Here is a 16234-nt window from a genome sequence, read left to right on the forward strand (position 1 = left end):
GCCATCGTAGCGGAAATTGCCGCGATCAGGCCCGCCGCTTAGTGGCAGAATCCATCCACACCGCCAGCAGCAAAATGGCGCCCTTAACGATATATTGCCAGAAAGTTGGCACGTCCATCATGCTCATTCCGTTATCCAGCGCTGACATGATAAATGCCCCCATGACTGCACCCGCTACGCTGCCCACGCCGCCTGCAAGGCTGGTGCCGCCAATCACACAGGCGGCGATGGCATCAAGTTCGGCGATGTTCCCGGCGGATGGAGAACCAGCCCCCAGGCGCGAGCTCAAAATAAGCCCGGCAATCGCCACCATCAGGCCGTTAATCGCGAATACCGCAAGTTTGGTGCGTTCCACGTTAATGCCTGACAACCGGGCGGCTTCCAGATTACCGCCAATGGCATAAATACGACGGCCAAACGCTGTGCGGGTGGCCATAAACATGCCTGCCAGCAACAGCAGGGCGAGGATCAGCACTGGCGTCGGCACGCCGCGATAATCGTTCAGCATCCAGACCGCGCCGAGGGCAATTACCGCAGTAATAGCCTGACGCCCCACCACGCGCGTGGATGCCGGGTTGCTCAGCCCGAGCGTCTGGCGACGCATACGCCCGCGCCATTGCCACGCGACGAATACGAACAGGCCCAGTACGCCAATGACAAAACCAATGCCGTCGGGCAGATAACTCTGACCGATTTGCGACATCGCCGGGCTGGTGGGCGACACGGTGGTGCCGTTGGTGATGCCAATCAGGATGCCGCGAAACGCCAGCATCCCGGCCAGGGTGACGATAAACGACGGGACTTTCCGGTAAGCCACCCACCACCCGTTCCAGGCACCTAATACCAGCCCCAGCATCAGCGTGACCACAATCGTTAACGGCAGCGGCCAGCCGAGCCAGACGTCGAAAATGGCCGCCACACCGCCCAGCAGGCCCATCATAGATCCGACCGACAAATCGATTTCTGCGGAGATAATGACGAACACCATTCCGACCGCCAGAATGCCGGTGATAGCGGTCTGGCGCAGCAGGTTCGAGACGTTACGCGCGCTGAGATACGATCCGTCGGTGGTCCAGGTAAAGAACAGCATGATCGCCACGATCGCCGCGATCATCACAAACACCTGTAAATTGAGTTTTTTTAACCCGGCGAAGGCGGCGGGCCTTTGCGCGTCGAGCTTTAGTTCAGACGGCGTGTTTTTCGACATGACGCTCACTCCTCAGGGCCGCTTCCATTACTTTTTCCTGCGTCAGTTGATGGTTGACCAGGTCCGCTTTCAGTTTGCCTTCGTGCATCACCAGCACGCGGTCGCTCAGGCCAAGCACTTCCGGCAGTTCGGAAGAGATGACAATGACCGCGATGCCCTGCTGCACCAGTTGATTAATCAGTTTGTAGATTTCGTATTTCGCGCCGATATCAATGCCGCGCGTCGGTTCATCGAGGATCAGAATGCGAGGATTGAGCAGCAGGCAGCGGGCAAGAATCGCCTTTTGCTGATTGCCGCCGCTGAGCCTGCCAATGGCCAGCTCGGGTGACGAGGTTTTCACTTTCAGCCTTGAGAGCGATTGCAGAATGCAGTTCTGCTCTGCGGCGTCGTCCAGCGTGCTAAGCGACCCGGAGAACTGGTCCAGCGCTGCCAGCGTAATGTTTTTCCCAACCGACATCACCGGCACAATGCCGTCTTTCTTGCGGTCTTCCGGAACCATCGCGATGCCGTGGTCTATCGCCTGCTGGCAGTTCTCAATGTTCACCGCTTTACCGTCGATAAATACGCTACCTTCCCAGCGCCCGCGCCAGACGCCAAACAGGCACTGGACGGCTTCAGTGCGCCCGGCTCCGACCAGTCCCGCGATACCGAGAATTTCCCCGCGTCGCAACGAGAAGGAGATGTCATTCACCCGCTTGATATGACGATTAACCGGATGCCAGGCGGTGAGGTGTTCTACCCGCAGGATTTCCTCGCCAGGCGTGTGCGGCTCGTTGGGATACAGCGCCGTTAATTCACGACCCACCATCATGGTGATGATGTCGTCTTCGCTCATGCCGTTTGCGTCGCGGGTGCCGATGTGTTGCCCATCGCGGATCACGCAAATAGTGTCGGAAATAGCCTTTACTTCATTGAGCTTGTGCGAAATATAGATACAGGCGATGTCATGATTTTGCAGATCGCGAATGATGTTCAGCAGAATTGCCGTTTCCTGTTCGGTCAGCGAGGCGGTCGGTTCATCCAGAATCAGCAGGCGCACCTGCTTGTTCAGCGCTTTGGCGATTTCCACCAGTTGCTGTTGCCCGAGGCCTAAATCACCGACGCGGGTGTCGGGCGAAATAGCGAGGCTCACCTGCGCGAGAAGTTTTTCGCAGCGCAGCGTCATCTGGTCGTAATCGAGAATGCCATGGCGGGTGATTTCCGCACCCAGAAAGATGTTTTCCAGCACCGTCAGATGCTTAACCAGTGCCAGTTCCTGATGAATAATGGCAATGCCCCGACGTTCGGTATCACGAATGTGCGCGGCATGCACTGGCTCTCCGGCAAAAACGATTTCACCGTCGTAGGTGCCGTGCGGATAAATTCCGCACAGCACTTTCATCAGCGTCGATTTGCCGGAGCCATTCTCGCCGCACAGAGAAACCACTTCCCCGGCGTTCAACCGCAGACTGACATTATCAACGGCTTTTACCGCCCCGAAGGCTTTGGTAATGCTCTTCATTTCAAGTAAATAAGGCATAGCGGCTCCACGTAGCATTCCACGTAAAAGGAAAATGCCCCTCGTGTGAGGGGCGCGCGGAATTACAGCTCGCTCTTCTTGTGGAAGCCGTCTTTAATCACGGTCTGGTCGATATTAGTCTTATTGACTTCAATCGGCGTGAGCAGACGCGCAGGCACGTCTTTCAGCCCGTTATTGAGCGTGGTATCAGATTTCGGCTGCTGGCCGTTGCCGAGTTCAACCGCGATTTCAGCGGCAGTGTTGGCAAGCTGGGTGATAGGTTTATAAACCGTCATCGTCTGGGTGCCCGCGATAATGCGTTTCACCCCGGCGAGGTCAGCATCCTGACCGGAAATGGCGACTTTCCCCGCCAGCCCCTGTGCGCTCAGCGCCTGAATCGCCCCCCCGGCGGTGGCATCATTCGAGGCCACTACAGCGTCAATCTTGTTATTGTTGGCGGTCAGCGCGTTTTCCATAATTTTCAGCGCATTTTCAGGCAACCAGCCGTCGGCCCACTGATCGCCCACCACTTTAATTTTGCCGTCGTCGATGAACGGTTTCAGGACTTTCATCTGCCCGGCGCGGAACAGCTTCGCGTTGTTATCCACCGGTGAACCGCCCATCAGGAAGTAGTTCCCGGTCGGCACTTTGTCGACCAGGCTCTGGGCCTGCATTTCACCGACTTTTTCATTATCAAAGGAAATATAGAAATCAATATCGGCGTTATTAATCATGCGGTCATAGGCCAGCACTTTAATGCCTTCCTGTTTCGCTTCCTTAATAACGTTACTTAACACTTGCCCGTTATAAGGAATAATAACAAGCACATCCACGCCGCGGTTGATCATATTTTCAATCTGCGACATCTGTGTTTCTTCATTACCATTTGCGGATTGTACAAAGACTTTCGCGCCTAATGATTCGGCTTTATGAACAAATATGTCGCGATCTTTTTGCCAGCGTTCCAGACGCAGATCATCGATAGCCATTCCGATTTTTACTTCTTTGGCGATGCCCGCGAAACTGGTCAGCAGCAGCGAGGCACAAAGGGTGAGGCAAAGGTTGTTTATCTTCATCATCGTAGGGCCTTTTGTAGGTATACACTTCATTCTTCGCACTGCCTCTGCGTTGGCTTCTCGTACTTACCCCAGTCACATAGTTATCTATGTGACTGGGGATTCGCACGCTTGCCGCCTTGATGCATCACGAATAATTTTGTGTATATATTGGCAATAAAAGAAACAAATACGACGGATACGCTGCAAATTTTTAGCACGGGTGGGATTAATGGCAATTACAGATTTTTATCTTCTGATTATGATATTTGGTTTATTTTCTAATTTATGACCGCGATCTGATTTTAAATCGTTTCAGCTATTTGTTGCATTGTTGTTCTCGAGCTGGACCGAAAAATTCTGCTTCAGCCTAATTATTTTGCGAGCCAGCGCACGTTTGTGCATTCTCTTAATCGCAGTGTGAAATAACGTAATTGAGCAACCGCGAAACAGGTAACAGTATTACTGCACAACCTGGTATTCGCCGCGTCAAATGGAGTTCAATTATGCAAGCTTATTTCGACCAACTCGACAGAGTCCGTTACGAAGGCCCAAAAACGCAAAATCCGCTGGCCTTCCGCCACTACAACCCGGACGAGCTGGTGCTCGGCAAACGCATGGAAGACCACCTGCGCTTTGCGGCGTGCTACTGGCACACCTTCTGCTGGAACGGCGCCGACATGTTCGGCGTGGGCTCGTTTGATCGTCCATGGCAGCAGCCGGGCGAAGCGCTGGCGCTGGCAAAACGCAAAGCCGACGTGGCGTTTGAGTTCTTCCACAAGCTGAACGTGCCGTATTACTGCTTCCACGATGTGGACGTTTCTCCGGAAGGCGCATCGCTGAAAGAGTACCTGAACAACTTTGCGCAGATGGTCGATGTGCTGGCAGAAAAACAGCAGCAGACCGGTGTGAAACTGCTGTGGGGCACCGCAAACTGCTTTACTAACCCGCGTTATGGCGCAGGTGCGGCCACCAACCCTGACCCGGAAGTGTTCAGCTGGGCGGCCACGCAGGTGGTGACCGCAATGAACGCCACGCATCAGCTGGGCGGTGAAAACTATGTGCTGTGGGGCGGTCGTGAAGGGTATGAATCCTTGCTGAATACCGACCTGCGTCAGGAGCGTGAGCAAATTGGCCGCTTCATGCAGATGGTCGTTGAGCATAAACACAAAATCGGTTTCCGCGGCACGCTGCTTATCGAGCCGAAACCGCAGGAGCCGACCAAGCATCAGTACGATTACGATGCCTCCACCGTGTACGGCTTCCTCAAGCAGTTCGGGCTGGAAAAAGAGATCAAGCTGAATATCGAAGCCAACCACGCCACGTTGGCGGGGCATTCGTTCCATCATGAAATTGCGACCGCTATTGCGCTAGGCCTGTTCGGTTCCGTCGATGCCAACCGCGGTGACCCGCAGCTGGGCTGGGATACCGATCAGTTCCCGAACAGCGTGGAAGAAAACGCGCTGGTGATGTATGAAATTATCAAGGCGGGTGGCTTCACCACCGGCGGCCTGAACTTTGATGCCAAAGTGCGACGTCAGAGTACCGATAAATATGACCTGTTCTATGGTCACATTGGCGCGATGGACACCATGGCGTTGGCGCTGAAAGTGGCGGCACGCATGATTGAAGACGGCGAGCTGGATAAACGTGTCGCGCGTCGCTATGCGGGCTGGAATGGTGAGCTGGGGCAGCAGATCCTGAAAGGCCAGATGTCGCTGACCGACATTGCGAAGTACGCTGAACAGCATAACCTGGCGCCGCAGCATCAAAGCGGGCATCAGGAACTGCTGGAAAATCTGGTCAATCATTACCTGTTCGACAAGTAATCATCTATACCCGTCATACTTCAAGCTGCATCTTCATTGGCTGCGCTTGTTCACCTCAGTCACATAGTTATCTATGCCCCTGGGGCTTCACAAGCTTGCCGCTTCGATGCAACTCGAATTATTTAGGGTATATAAAATTTGAAGCCCGGCAATCGTAGCGTTGCCGGGTATTTTTAATGGAGGAATCGTCACTATGTATATCGGCATCGATCTCGGTACGTCCGGGGTCAAAGTGATTCTGCTCAGTGAACAGGGCGACGTGCTGGCTTCGCACACTGAAAAACTGACCGTTTCGCGCCCACATCCGCTGTGGTCCGAGCAGGATCCTGAGAGCTGGTGGCGGGCGACGGACAGCGCGATGAAGACGTTAGGTGCTCAGAATTCACTGGCAGAAGTGAAGGCGTTGGGCATTGCTGGGCAAATGCACGGAGCTACGCTGCTTGATAAGCAGCAGCGGGTTCTGCGTCCGGCGATTTTATGGAATGACGGCCGCTGTGGTGAAGAGTGTGCGTTGCTGGAGCGGGCAGTGCCGCGTTCGCGGGAAATTACCGGTAACCTGATGATGCCGGGTTTTACCGCGCCGAAGCTGTTGTGGGTCAAACGGCATGAGCCGGAGGTGTTTAGCCAGGTCGATAAAGTGCTGTTGCCAAAAGATTTTCTGCGTTTGCGTATGACCGGCGAGCTCGCCAGTGATATGTCGGATGCAGCAGGCACCCTGTGGATGGACGTGGCGCAGCGCGACTGGAGCGATGAAATGCTTCAGGCCTGTGGATTAAGCCGCGACAACATGCCCGTGCTGTTTGAAGGCAGTGAGATTACCGGCACGCTGCTGCCGTCGGTGGCGCAGGCGTGGAACATGCCCGCTGTACCCGTGGTGGCCGGTGGCGGTGATAACGCGGCGGGCGCGGTGGGGGTGGGCATGGCCGATGCCGGGCAGGCGATGCTGTCGCTCGGTACCTCAGGCGTCTATTTTGCCGTCAGTAACGGCTTCCTCAGCAAACCGGAAAGCGCAGTGCACAGTTTCTGCCATGCACTGCCGGGTCGTTGGCATCTGATGTCGGTGATGTTAAGCGCCGCATCCTGCCTTGACTGGGCAGCAAAACTGACCGGGCTGGGTGACGTTCCGGCTCTGCTGGCGGCGGCGCAGAGGGCGGATCAAAACGCCGAACCGGTGTGGTTCCTGCCGTACCTGTCCGGGGAGCGGACTCCGCATAACAACCCGAAAGCCAAAGGCGTCTTTTTCGGCCTGACGCATCAGCATGGCCCGGCTGAGCTGGCGCTTGCGGTGCTGGAAGGCGTCGGCTTTGCGCTGGCTGACGGAATGGACGTGGTACATGAATGCGGTATCACGCCGAAAAGCGTGACCCTGATTGGCGGTGGCGCGCGCAGCGCATACTGGCGACAAATGCTGGCAGATATCAGTGGCATTGCCCTTGAGTATCGTACCGGCGGCGACGTCGGCCCGGCGTTGGGTGCGGCCCGTCTGGCGCAGCTGGCGATGCACCCTGACATTCCGGTGACTGAACTCTTGCCACAACTGGCTCTTGAGCAAACGCACCAGCCGGACGCCGCCAAAAACGCCGCGTATGCCTCGCGTCGTGACGTCTTCCGTCAATTGTATCAGCAGTTAAAACCACTGATGTCCTGAATGCGCGGTTAGCTGTCCTTTTTTGACCTTAGCAAGACGCCTTTTCGTGGCCACAATGGTTTTACACCGACACGAAAAGGAGTCTGACTATGTCCCGCACCGCTTTGATTAACATCGATACCCAGCAGTCTTTTGAACAGCGTCCGTTCTGGCAGGCTACCGATTTACCGGCATTTCAGGCCGCGATGCTGGCGCTGATTGCAGGCTGCCAGCAGCATAATATCCCGGTGGTCGACATTTTCCACGTCGACGACCAGGGGCCGTTCTCTCTTGAAAGCGGCTTCGTCAAACCCATGGCCTTTTTACGCCATCAGCCAGATGTCATTTTTCACAAGCACGTCCATAACGCGTTTACCGACACAGGCCTCGACTTCTGGCTGCGCAATCGGGATATCAATCATCTGATCATCAGCGGGCTGCGCACCGAACAGTGCTGCGAAACCACCACGCGTGTGGCGTCCGATCTCGGTTATCAGGTGACATTTGTCACCGAGGCCACGCTGACCTTTCCGATGACGCATAAAGGCGTTACGCTGGATGTTGAGACGCTGCGCCACCGCACGGAAACCGTGCTGGAAGGGCGTTTTGCCACCGTCAAAACCGTAACGGAGACGCTTGAATCGCTATGACTACCGATGTCTGGTTCGTGATGCTACCTGGCGTGCTGTCGCTTGATATGACTGGCCCGGCAGAGACCTTTGTGCTTGCGGGCGATGCGTTTCGCCTGCATTACATCGGGCCAGACGCGCAGGTGCCAACCTCCATCGGCATGACGATGGGCAACATTCAGCCACTGCCGGAAACGCTTCCGGCGGGAAGTCTGCTGGTGCTGCCCGGCGTGTGCGATTCAAACCACTACTTTTCCACTCCGCAGGCCGAGCGGGTTCGCCGCTGGCTGACGCGCCAACAGCCCTTGCTGCACGCCGGGAAAATCACCCTGATGTGCGTTTGTTCTGGCTCACTGCTGGCGGCGAAAGCCGGGCTGTTGCATGGCGTGCAGTGCACCACTCATCATGACGTGATTGCGCGACTGAAGGCCGCCGCCCCTGGCGCGATGGTTAAAGAGAACCGCATTTTTATTGAAGACAAAGGCATCTGGACCAGCGCCGGGATCACGTCCGGTATCGACCTGGCCCTGCATCTGATTAACCGGCTGTATGGCCCGGAGCGGGCGATGACGGTGGCGCGTGAAATGGTCGTGTGGTTCCGCCGTTCCGGCGACGATCCGCAGCTTTCACCCTGGCTGCGCTATCGCAACCATCTGCATCCGGCGATTCATCGCGCGCAGGATGCGCTGACCGCGGCCCCGCAGTACGCCTGGGCGCTGGTGGATATTGCCGCGCGGGCGCACGTTACGCCACGCCATCTGACGCGATTGTTCAAACAGCATCTGGGCGTCAGCGTGCGGGATTATCTCGAACAGCTTAGGCTGGCGCTGGCAGAGCAGCGGTTGTTGCAGGGAAGCGGTGTCGAGCAGGCGGCACAGGCGGCGGGCTTTACCTCTGCCCGTCAGCTGCACCGTGCCCGCCAGCGGGCGTTAGCTGACCAGACGACGGGTATCGATTCGCTGCACCAGCATTGAAAGCAGCAGGCTGCCCGCCAGCGTCGCGCAGAAAATCCACACGATATCGAGCAGTGGCCAGCTTTTAAGCTCCAGCCCGCTGGAACGCAGCGCGTGAATGACCAGTGCATGAAAACCGTAAATCCCGAGCGAATGCTGCGAGATGGTGTGTAATCCCGGCAGTTCGCGGCCATTTAGCGTGTTTTTCACCAGTGTTAGCAGCGTGACGGCGCAGATGAACACCATCGGCCCCGCATACAGATACCAGGTGTCGGCGAAGTTGCCGCGCCATTTCAGCTCGTGCAACGTTCCGCGCGAGATGACCCACACCGACGCGGCGAACAGCGCGGCACACAGTAGCGTCAGCGGTTTTTTATCCGTATCCATCATCCCCAGCGCGCGGCCCAGCAGGCCATACAGCACGTAATAAAACGTGTCGCCTTCGATGTATAAATTCACTGGCAGCCATTGAAAGCTTCCGGTTTTCAGCGGAACGGTATTTGGGTTTGCAACGATGCCGAGCACAATCATCAGCGCCAGTAACATCCAGCCATTGACGCTTTTGACCTGAATCAGCGGCGAAAGCAGGTAAATCACGAAAATCGCGAAGAAAAACCACAGGTGATAGAACACCGGCTTCTGCAGCAAATATTTCAGCGACAGCTCCGCATTGATGTGGGTAAACAACAGGATATACGCCAGCGCCACCGCGCTGTAGAACAGCAAACAGAGGCCGATACGCAGGAAATGACGCGGTGCGGCGCTGCGCTCACCAAAAAATAGATAGCCAGAAATCATGAAAAACAGCGGGACGCTGACCCGGGAGGCGGAGTTCAACAGATTGGCGATATCCCAGTTGAGTGGGCTAATACTGTGGGCGTTGGTGATATACCAGGTTGTCGTGTGGATCATCACCACCATCAGGCAGGCAATCCCTCGCAGGTTGGTAATCCAGCTAATCTTTCCCGACATCAGTTCCTCAAAAATAGGGTGATAAAAAAAGTCTGACCTGTGAGTGTAGCCGCTCTCGGCAGGGAATAATCTGAGTTTTGCACGCCAGGCTTGTCGACAAGGGAACGTATTCGCAGAATGCGTGGTCAGAAAAAGCATCTAGTCTTAAAAATGACAATAACAGGCAAAGAATAAGGCCGTAATTAAAAATGATGATCAAGTCTTTCATGCCCTTGCTGCTGGTCACGTTGCTGGTAGGGTGCAGTACCCCACAGGCTCCCGAACAAAAAGCGCAGCGCGCAAAAGTGGACCCGACAAGCTCGCTCAATATGGAGCACTTGTGTAAGGGCAAAGCAGCGGAGCGGTACAATACTGGGGCAGAGAGCGTGGACGTTACGGGTTTCGAGCAGTTCCAGGGCAGCTACGAGCTGCGAGGCTTTACGCCACATAAAGAGAGTTTCGTCTGTTCTTTCGATGCAGACGGCCAGTTTTTACACCTTTCGATGCGCTGAGTGGCGGCGATGGCGGGGGGAAAAGTCTCACGTTTCCCCAATATTCCCTCAATTTTCCGCAAACAACGTCCATTCATACTGTATATCTCGCATCCAGCGGGTATACTTGACCCTTCCTTAAATCCACACGTATCCAGCACGAAAAAATATGCAAAAGTTTGATACCAGGACTTTCCAGGGCCTGATCCTGACCTTACAGGATTACTGGGCTCGTCAGGGCTGCACCATTGTTCAACCACTGGACATGGAAGTAGGCGCTGGCACCTCCCATCCGATGACCTGTCTGCGCGCGCTGGGTCCAGAGCCGATGGCCACTGCTTATGTGCAGCCGTCCCGCCGCCCGACCGACGGTCGTTATGGCGAAAACCCGAACCGCTTACAGCACTATTACCAGTTCCAGGTGGTGATTAAGCCATCGCCGGACAACATTCAGGAGCTGTACCTCGGGTCTCTGAAAGAGCTGGGTATGGACCCGACCATTCACGATATTCGCTTCGTGGAAGACAACTGGGAAAACCCAACGCTGGGTGCCTGGGGTCTCGGCTGGGAAGTGTGGTTGAATGGCATGGAAGTGACGCAGTTCACCTACTTCCAGCAGGTTGGCGGTCTCGAGTGTAAGCCGGTTACCGGCGAAATCACCTATGGTCTGGAACGTCTGGCCATGTACATTCAGGGCGTAGACAGCGTTTACGACCTGGTCTGGAGCGATGGCCCGTTGGGTAAAACCACCTACGGCGACGTGTTCCATCAGAACGAAGTGGAGCAATCTACTTACAACTTCGAATACGCGGATGTCGACTTCCTGTTCTCCTGCTTCGAGCAGTATGAGAAAGAAGCGCAACAGCTGCTGGCGCTGGAAAACCCGCTGCCACTGCCTGCCTACGAGCGTATTCTGAAGGCCGCTCATAGCTTTAACCTGCTGGATGCGCGTAAAGCCATCTCCGTCACCGAGCGTCAGCGCTACATTCTGCGCATTCGCACCTTGACCAAAGCGGTGGCTGAAGCCTATTACGCTTCCCGTGAAGCCCTTGGTTTCCCGCTATGCAACAAGAATAAATAAGAGGCGGCCATGTCTGAAAAAACTTTCCTGGTGGAAATCGGCACCGAAGAGCTGCCACCAAAAGCCCTGCGCAGCCTGGCGGAATCTTTTGCTGCGAACGTTACTGCGGAACTCGATAACGCAGGCCTGGCTCACGGCAACGTTGAGTGGTTTGCGGCCCCGCGTCGCCTGGCGTTGAAAGTTGCCGCGCTGGCGGAATCTCAGCCCGATCGCGAAGTCGAAAAACGCGGCCCGGCTGTGTCTGCTGCATTCGATGCAGAAGGCAAACCGAGCAAAGCGGCTGAAGGCTGGGCGCGTGGCTGCGGTATCACCGTTGATCAGGCCGAGCGCATGGTCACCGATAAAGGTGAATGGCTGCTGTACCGTGCGCATGTGAAAGGCGAAAGCGCCGAAGCGCTGCTGCCAAACATGATTGTCACGTCACTGGGCAAACTGCCTATTCCGAAACTGATGCGCTGGGGTGCGTCCGACGTGCAGTTCGTGCGTCCGGTTCACACCGTGACCCTGCTGCTCGGCGATAAAGTCGTACCCGCGAAAATTCTGGGCATCGATTCCGATCGCGTTATCCGCGGTCACCGCTTTATGGGCGAGCCGGAATTCACCATCGACAACGCCGATCAGTACCCGCAGATCCTGCTGGAACGCGGCAAAGTGATGGCGGATTACGAATCACGTAAAGCCAAAATTAAAGCAGATGCGGAAGACGCGGCACGCAAAATCGGCGGTAACGCTGACCTGAGCGAGAGCCTGCTGGAAGAAGTCGCCTCGCTGGTCGAATGGCCGGTCGTACTGACGGCGAAATTCGAAGAGAAATTCCTCGCCGTTCCGGCTGAAGCGCTGGTGTACACCATGAAAGGTGACCAGAAGTACTTCCCGGTCTATGGCAACGACGGGAAACTGCTGCCGAACTTCATTTTCGTTACCAACATCGAATCGAAAGATCCGGTGCAGATTATTTCCGGTAATGAAAAAGTGGTTCGTCCGCGTCTGGCGGATGCAGAATTCTTCTTCAACTCCGACCGTAAAAAGCGTCTGGAAGATCATTTGCCGCGTCTGCAGACCGTGCTGTTCCAGCAACAGCTGGGCACGCTGCGTGACAAAACTGACCGCATTCAGGCCCTGGCGGGCTGGATTGCTGGCCAGATTGGCGCTGACGTTAACCACGCGACCCGCGCGGGTCTGCTGTCCAAGTGCGACCTGATGACCAACATGGTGTTCGAGTTTACCGACACCCAGGGCATCATGGGCATGCACTATGCGCGTCACGATGGTGAAGCCGAAGATGTGGCCGTTGCGCTGAACGAACAGTATCAGCCACGTTTTGCGGGCGATGATCTGCCGTCCAACCCGGTAGCGTGCGCGGTGGCTATTGCCGATAAGATGGATACCCTCGCGGGCATCTTTGGTATCGGCCAGCACCCGAAAGGCGACAAAGATCCATTCGCACTGCGTCGTGCGGCGCTGGGCGTGCTGCGTATCATCGTTGAGAAGAACCTCAACCTTGACCTGCAAACCCTGACCGAAGAAGCGGTGCGTCTGTACGGTGACAAGCTGACCAACGCTAAGGTTGTCGATGAAGTTATCGACTTCATGCTCGGTCGTTTCCGTGCCTGGTATCAGGACGAAGGCTACACCGTCGACACCATTCAGGCGGTGCTGGCGCGTCGTCCGACCCGTCCGGCTGATTTCGATGCCCGCATGAAAGCCGTGTCGCACTTCCGTTCTCTGGACGAAGCCGCTGCGCTGGCTGCCGCTAATAAGCGTGTTTCCAACATTCTGGCGAAGTCTGACGAAACGCTGAACGACGTCGTTCACGCCTCAGTGCTGAAAGATGCGGCGGAAATCAAGCTGGCGACCCACCTGGTCGTTCTGCGCGACAAACTGCAGCCTTTCTTCGATGAAGGCCGTTACCAGGATGCGCTGATTGAACTGGCTTCCCTGCGCGAGCCGGTGGACGAGTTCTTCGAGAGCGTGATGGTTAACGCCGACGAGAAAGACGTGCGTATCAACCGTCTGACGCTGCTCAGCAAGCTGCGCGAACTGTTCCTGCAGGTAGCGGATATTTCTCTGCTGCAGTAATTATCGCTCTGCTTAAAAGACCAACCCGCCTTTCGGCGGGTTTTTAATGGCTGCAGTTCAGGGTATTCACGCCAACGGGATCAACGCGTTTTCCGTTTTCAGCCAGCGCGGGGCGGTCAGCGTTCCGGCGAAATAGCGCACCAGTTCAATGAAATCGGTTGTAGACGTAAATGGCACAGTAAAAAGCGAGCGGTCGAGGGTTGGGGTTATCGCCATAAGGGCAGCCTCCAGTTTGAGGTCAGGAGGCTAATCCCGGCACCTGATTTTGCAGGTGCAAAGCGACAATACTGCTGGCTGAAATCGTCTCTGTTGTTATTGCGTGACGGCAAACTTCGGGTTTGCTATTACCAGAACCTGATGGGAGGCCAACACACTCTGGCAGATACTGAATTGCCATCTGTGTGAATTTTACGCATACTAATTACATGTGCATTTTACACGTGTAATTGAGGTCTTTTATGCCAGGTATGAGTGTTCGACATAAAAAAACAGTCAGCGTGACCCTGGAGCCAGCATTACTTCAGCAGGCCCGCGAGGCCGGTATCAACCTGTCGGCAGTCCTGACTGCGGCACTGCAACAGGAGATCAGCGCTTCTGGGGCTGAACGTTGGAAACAAGACAACAGAGCTGGCCTGCAGGAACTCAATCGTATAACCGATGAACAGGGCTTGCTGTCGGATGATTACAGGACGTTTTAATCATGCAATTTGTCGTCTACCGTAATAATGGAAATAGTCAGGTATACCCTTTTTTGCTGGATGTTCAGAGCGATATCATCGAGGAACTCACTACCCGAGTCGTTATCCCCTTGTATCCGCTGAGCCGACTCACGACGAAACCGGTCAGACGCCTGACACCGATCCTGAACATTGAAGGTAATGATTATCTGGTGATGACCCACGAAATGGCCAGTATCCGTCTGACCCAGATAGGTGACGAGGTGATGAATGCGCGACCCTACCGGCAGACCATCAAAAATGCGCTGGATTTCATCTTTGATGGCTTCTGAGCATTTATCAAAACAGAATTTACGGGCCAACATTTAACCTTGAAACCCTGCCCAAATTACGGGTATCCTGTATCCCGACTTTTCTCTTCTCTCTGGAGCGCATCCCGAAAATGAACAATCACGACTGATGAATTCGGCCCTGGCATAACGCAAACGCGTTGGCGGGGATGGTTTTTGATTTCATTCAGGAGTGCTTATGGCTCATTTTTGTGCGCAATCCCCTGCGTTTATTTTGCATCAGGTCACCTGTCAGTTTGCGACGGGCGATATTCTTTTTGGTTCTTTTGATCTCTCGCTTGAGCGTTCGCTTTGCGGCTTAGTCGGGCGTAATGGCAGTGGGAAAACTCGCCTGTTGCAGTTGCTTGCAGGCGTTGAAATGCCTGCCCACGGGCATATCGAACATTTTTCGACGGTGTCGTATGTCGCTCAGCAACCGCTGCTTTCTGCGGACAGTACGCTGGCGGATTTACTCGGCCTGACGGCGATATTTTCCGCCCTGGGCCGCGTGAATAATGGCGAGATGCAGCCGGAAGACAGCGATGTGCTCGACGGTCACTGGGATATTACGGAGCGCCTGAGTACGGCGTTTTCCGCGTTGTCGCTTCCCAAGTTTGACGCGTATCGTCCTGCTTCATCCCTGAGCGGTGGTGAACGCGTGAAAGCGTTGCTGTGCGCCGCATTCCTTTCCGGGGCCGATTATCTGCTACTCGACGAACCGACTAACCATCTGGATAGCGACGGGCGGGCATGGCTTTATCAGCAGCTTGCACAGTGGCGCGGCGGGGCGCTGATTGCCAGCCACGATCGCGAATTACTGGTGCAGGTACCGCATATTCTCGAATTATCTGCCGGGAATTTGCGCCATTACGGCGGTAATTTTGATGTGTATCAGCAGCAGCGAGAGGCTGAACAGCAGGCAGCACGTTCGGCGCTCGACCATGCGGCGACCGCGCGACGACGAACCCGCCAGCGTTTGCGTAAAGAGCATGACAATAGCCTGCGGCGCTCCGCGCAAACGCTGCGAACCGTGGATTCACTGAACATCGCCTCGTTTGAGCGAGTTGCTTACAAAGGCGCGGCCAAAGCCCGGCCCGGCACGCTGCGCCGCCAGCATCATGAACAGAACGAGGCGTTGAACGCGGCGGTTAATCAGGCGCGTGAACGCGTGGAGGATGAAACGCCGGTAATGATGACGCTGCCGGGCAACCACGTTGCGGCGGGCAAGCAGGTGCTGGACGTTCACGATCTGGTCCTGGCGCATTCCCCGATTGCGCCGCTGAACTGGCGCATGGATGGCCCAATGCGCGTGGCGCTGCGTGGGCCGAACGGCTGTGGTAAAACCACGCTGCTGAAAACGCTTCTCGGGCTGGAGTTGCCGGTGAGCGGCAGCTGTAAGTTGTCGGTGAATGCGGCCTGGCTCGATCAGCATCTGAGTCAGTTCAGTCTGTCACTGTCGGTGATGGAGCATCTGAGTCTGGCGAATACCCCTCTGGAAGAAGGCGTGCTGCGCAGTCGCCTGGCGCAGCTGCAGCTGACTGCGGAAAAAGTAGGTTTGCCGCTATCATCGCTGAGCGGTGGCGAACGCCTGAAGGCCGCTCTGGCCAGCGTGTTATGGCGGCGGGAAGCGACCCAGCTTTTGCTGTTGGACGAGCCGACTAACCACCTCGATTTGGCGTCGACGCAGGCCATTGAAATGGCATTGTCCGGTTTCCCGGGGGCGATGTTAGTCGTTTCACATGATGAGGCGTTTCTGCGGGGGTTGAAGCTGACTCACAGTCTGGAATGGCAGGATGCGGGCTGGGTATTCACGGCGCTGTGATCAAAA

15 protein-coding genes are annotated in these 16234 nt (G+C 55.6%); 10 read left to right on the forward strand and 5 right to left on the reverse strand.

From position 1 onward, the window contains the following. Positions 1 to 25: 25 nt before the first annotated feature. From xylH to xylF, 3 genes are all read right to left on the reverse strand, one after another. On the reverse strand, positions 26 to 1207 hold the full coding sequence (gene xylH / locus MUU51_RS10635) for a xylose ABC transporter permease XylH (protein WP_258967729.1): 1182 nt from the start codon (positions 1205 to 1207) through the stop codon (positions 26 to 28). Continuing rightward, positions 1185 to 2726 (reverse strand): xylose ABC transporter ATP-binding protein, encoded by a 1542-nt coding sequence (locus tag MUU51_RS10640; protein ID WP_159769200.1) that lies wholly within the window; start codon positions 2724 to 2726, stop codon positions 1185 to 1187. The genes xylH and MUU51_RS10640 overlap by 23 nt, the downstream gene beginning before the upstream one ends. Before the next feature lie 62 nt (positions 2727 to 2788). Further along, a complete protein-coding gene (gene xylF, locus MUU51_RS10645) occupies positions 2789 to 3781 on the reverse strand; it encodes a D-xylose ABC transporter substrate-binding protein (protein ID WP_159769773.1) in 993 nt (330 codons plus the stop codon). Between the two features lie 485 nt (positions 3782 to 4266). Here xylF and xylA point away from each other — a divergent pair, with 485 nt between their 5' ends. From xylA to MUU51_RS10665, 4 genes are all read left to right on the forward strand, one after another. Further along, positions 4267 to 5589: a xylose isomerase gene (gene xylA, locus MUU51_RS10650; RefSeq protein WP_159769203.1), complete on the forward strand. Its 1323-nt coding sequence runs from the start codon at positions 4267 to 4269 to the stop codon at positions 5587 to 5589. A gap of 193 nt (positions 5590 to 5782) precedes the next feature. Next, positions 5783 to 7237, forward strand: coding sequence for a xylulokinase (gene xylB, locus MUU51_RS10655; protein WP_258967730.1), 1455 nt, complete (start codon positions 5783 to 5785; stop codon positions 7235 to 7237). A gap of 89 nt (positions 7238 to 7326) precedes the next feature. After that, positions 7327 to 7866: an isochorismatase family protein gene (locus MUU51_RS10660; RefSeq protein WP_159769209.1), complete on the forward strand. Its 540-nt coding sequence runs from the start codon at positions 7327 to 7329 to the stop codon at positions 7864 to 7866. Further along, positions 7863 to 8819: a GlxA family transcriptional regulator gene (locus MUU51_RS10665; protein ID WP_258967731.1), complete on the forward strand. Its 957-nt coding sequence runs from the start codon at positions 7863 to 7865 to the stop codon at positions 8817 to 8819. Before MUU51_RS10660 ends, MUU51_RS10665 begins: the two co-directional genes overlap by 4 nt. On the opposite strand, the gene MUU51_RS10670 is transcribed toward MUU51_RS10665, so the two are convergent. Continuing rightward, entirely contained in the window at positions 8775 to 9770 is a 996-nt protein-coding gene (locus MUU51_RS10670) for an acyltransferase (RefSeq protein WP_159769215.1), read from the reverse strand. The genes MUU51_RS10665 and MUU51_RS10670 overlap by 45 nt on opposite strands. 188 nt (positions 9771 to 9958) lie before the next feature. Here MUU51_RS10670 and MUU51_RS10675 point away from each other — a divergent pair, with 188 nt between their 5' ends. From MUU51_RS10675 to glyS, 3 genes are all read left to right on the forward strand, one after another. Beyond that, positions 9959 to 10261: a YsaB family lipoprotein gene (locus tag MUU51_RS10675; protein ID WP_159769218.1), complete on the forward strand. Its 303-nt coding sequence runs from the start codon at positions 9959 to 9961 to the stop codon at positions 10259 to 10261. Positions 10262 to 10409: 148 nt separating this feature from the next. Beyond that, positions 10410 to 11321: a glycine--tRNA ligase subunit alpha gene (gene glyQ / locus MUU51_RS10680; protein ID WP_110510263.1), complete on the forward strand. Its 912-nt coding sequence runs from the start codon at positions 10410 to 10412 to the stop codon at positions 11319 to 11321. A gap of 9 nt (positions 11322 to 11330) precedes the next feature. After that, a complete protein-coding gene (gene glyS / locus MUU51_RS10685; protein WP_159769221.1) occupies positions 11331 to 13400 on the forward strand; it encodes a glycine--tRNA ligase subunit beta in 2070 nt (689 codons plus the stop codon). Between the two features lie 66 nt (positions 13401 to 13466). Here glyS and MUU51_RS10690 read toward each other — a convergent pair whose 3' ends face one another. After that, positions 13467 to 13616, reverse strand: coding sequence for a hypothetical protein (locus MUU51_RS10690; RefSeq protein ID WP_258967732.1), 150 nt, complete (start codon positions 13614 to 13616; stop codon positions 13467 to 13469). A 242-nt stretch (positions 13617 to 13858) separates the two neighbouring features. Between MUU51_RS10690 and MUU51_RS10695 the strand changes: the two genes are divergently transcribed. The 3 genes from MUU51_RS10695 to MUU51_RS10705 all read left to right on the forward strand — a co-directional run bounded on the left by MUU51_RS10695 (position 13859) and on the right by MUU51_RS10705 (position 16228). Then, positions 13859 to 14098: a type II toxin-antitoxin system CcdA family antitoxin gene (locus tag MUU51_RS10695; RefSeq protein ID WP_258967733.1), complete on the forward strand. Its 240-nt coding sequence runs from the start codon at positions 13859 to 13861 to the stop codon at positions 14096 to 14098. Between the two features lie 2 nt (positions 14099 to 14100). Next, positions 14101 to 14409 (forward strand): CcdB family protein, encoded by a 309-nt coding sequence (locus tag MUU51_RS10700; RefSeq protein ID WP_258967734.1) that lies wholly within the window; start codon positions 14101 to 14103, stop codon positions 14407 to 14409. Positions 14410 to 14605: 196 nt separating this feature from the next. Further along, positions 14606 to 16228, forward strand: coding sequence for an ATP-binding cassette domain-containing protein (locus MUU51_RS10705; RefSeq protein WP_258967735.1), 1623 nt, complete (start codon positions 14606 to 14608; stop codon positions 16226 to 16228). The last annotated feature ends 6 nt before the right edge of the window (positions 16229 to 16234 follow it).

This window comes from Scandinavium manionii, from assembly GCF_024764775.1.
Classification (GTDB): Bacteria; Pseudomonadota; Gammaproteobacteria; order Enterobacterales; family Enterobacteriaceae; genus Scandinavium; species Scandinavium manionii.

Coding starts and splice junctions, on each gene's coding strand:
- xylF (WP_159769773.1), bottom strand. CDS start 3,781: ATGAAGATAAACAACCTTTGCCTCACCCTTTGTGCCTCGCTGCTGCTG.
- glyS (WP_159769221.1), top strand. CDS start 11,331: ATGTCTGAAAAAACTTTCCTGGTGGAAATCGGCACCGAAGAGCTGCCA.
- MUU51_RS10705 (WP_258967735.1), top strand. CDS start 14,606: ATGGCTCATTTTTGTGCGCAATCCCCTGCGTTTATTTTGCATCAGGTC.
- MUU51_RS10665 (WP_258967731.1), top strand. CDS start 7,863: ATGACTACCGATGTCTGGTTCGTGATGCTACCTGGCGTGCTGTCGCTT.
- MUU51_RS10690 (WP_258967732.1), bottom strand. CDS start 13,616: ATGGCGATAACCCCAACCCTCGACCGCTCGCTTTTTACTGTGCCATTT.
- xylB (WP_258967730.1), top strand. CDS start 5,783: ATGTATATCGGCATCGATCTCGGTACGTCCGGGGTCAAAGTGATTCTG.
- MUU51_RS10700 (WP_258967734.1), top strand. CDS start 14,101: ATGCAATTTGTCGTCTACCGTAATAATGGAAATAGTCAGGTATACCCT.
- xylH (WP_258967729.1), bottom strand. CDS start 1,207: ATGTCGAAAAACACGCCGTCTGAACTAAAGCTCGACGCGCAAAGGCCC.
- MUU51_RS10695 (WP_258967733.1), top strand. CDS start 13,859: ATGCCAGGTATGAGTGTTCGACATAAAAAAACAGTCAGCGTGACCCTG.
- MUU51_RS10670 (WP_159769215.1), bottom strand. CDS start 9,770: ATGTCGGGAAAGATTAGCTGGATTACCAACCTGCGAGGGATTGCCTGC.
- MUU51_RS10675 (WP_159769218.1), top strand. CDS start 9,959: ATGATGATCAAGTCTTTCATGCCCTTGCTGCTGGTCACGTTGCTGGTA.
- MUU51_RS10660 (WP_159769209.1), top strand. CDS start 7,327: ATGTCCCGCACCGCTTTGATTAACATCGATACCCAGCAGTCTTTTGAA.
- MUU51_RS10640 (WP_159769200.1), bottom strand. CDS start 2,726: ATGCCTTATTTACTTGAAATGAAGAGCATTACCAAAGCCTTCGGGGCG.
- xylA (WP_159769203.1), top strand. CDS start 4,267: ATGCAAGCTTATTTCGACCAACTCGACAGAGTCCGTTACGAAGGCCCA.
- glyQ (WP_110510263.1), top strand. CDS start 10,410: ATGCAAAAGTTTGATACCAGGACTTTCCAGGGCCTGATCCTGACCTTA.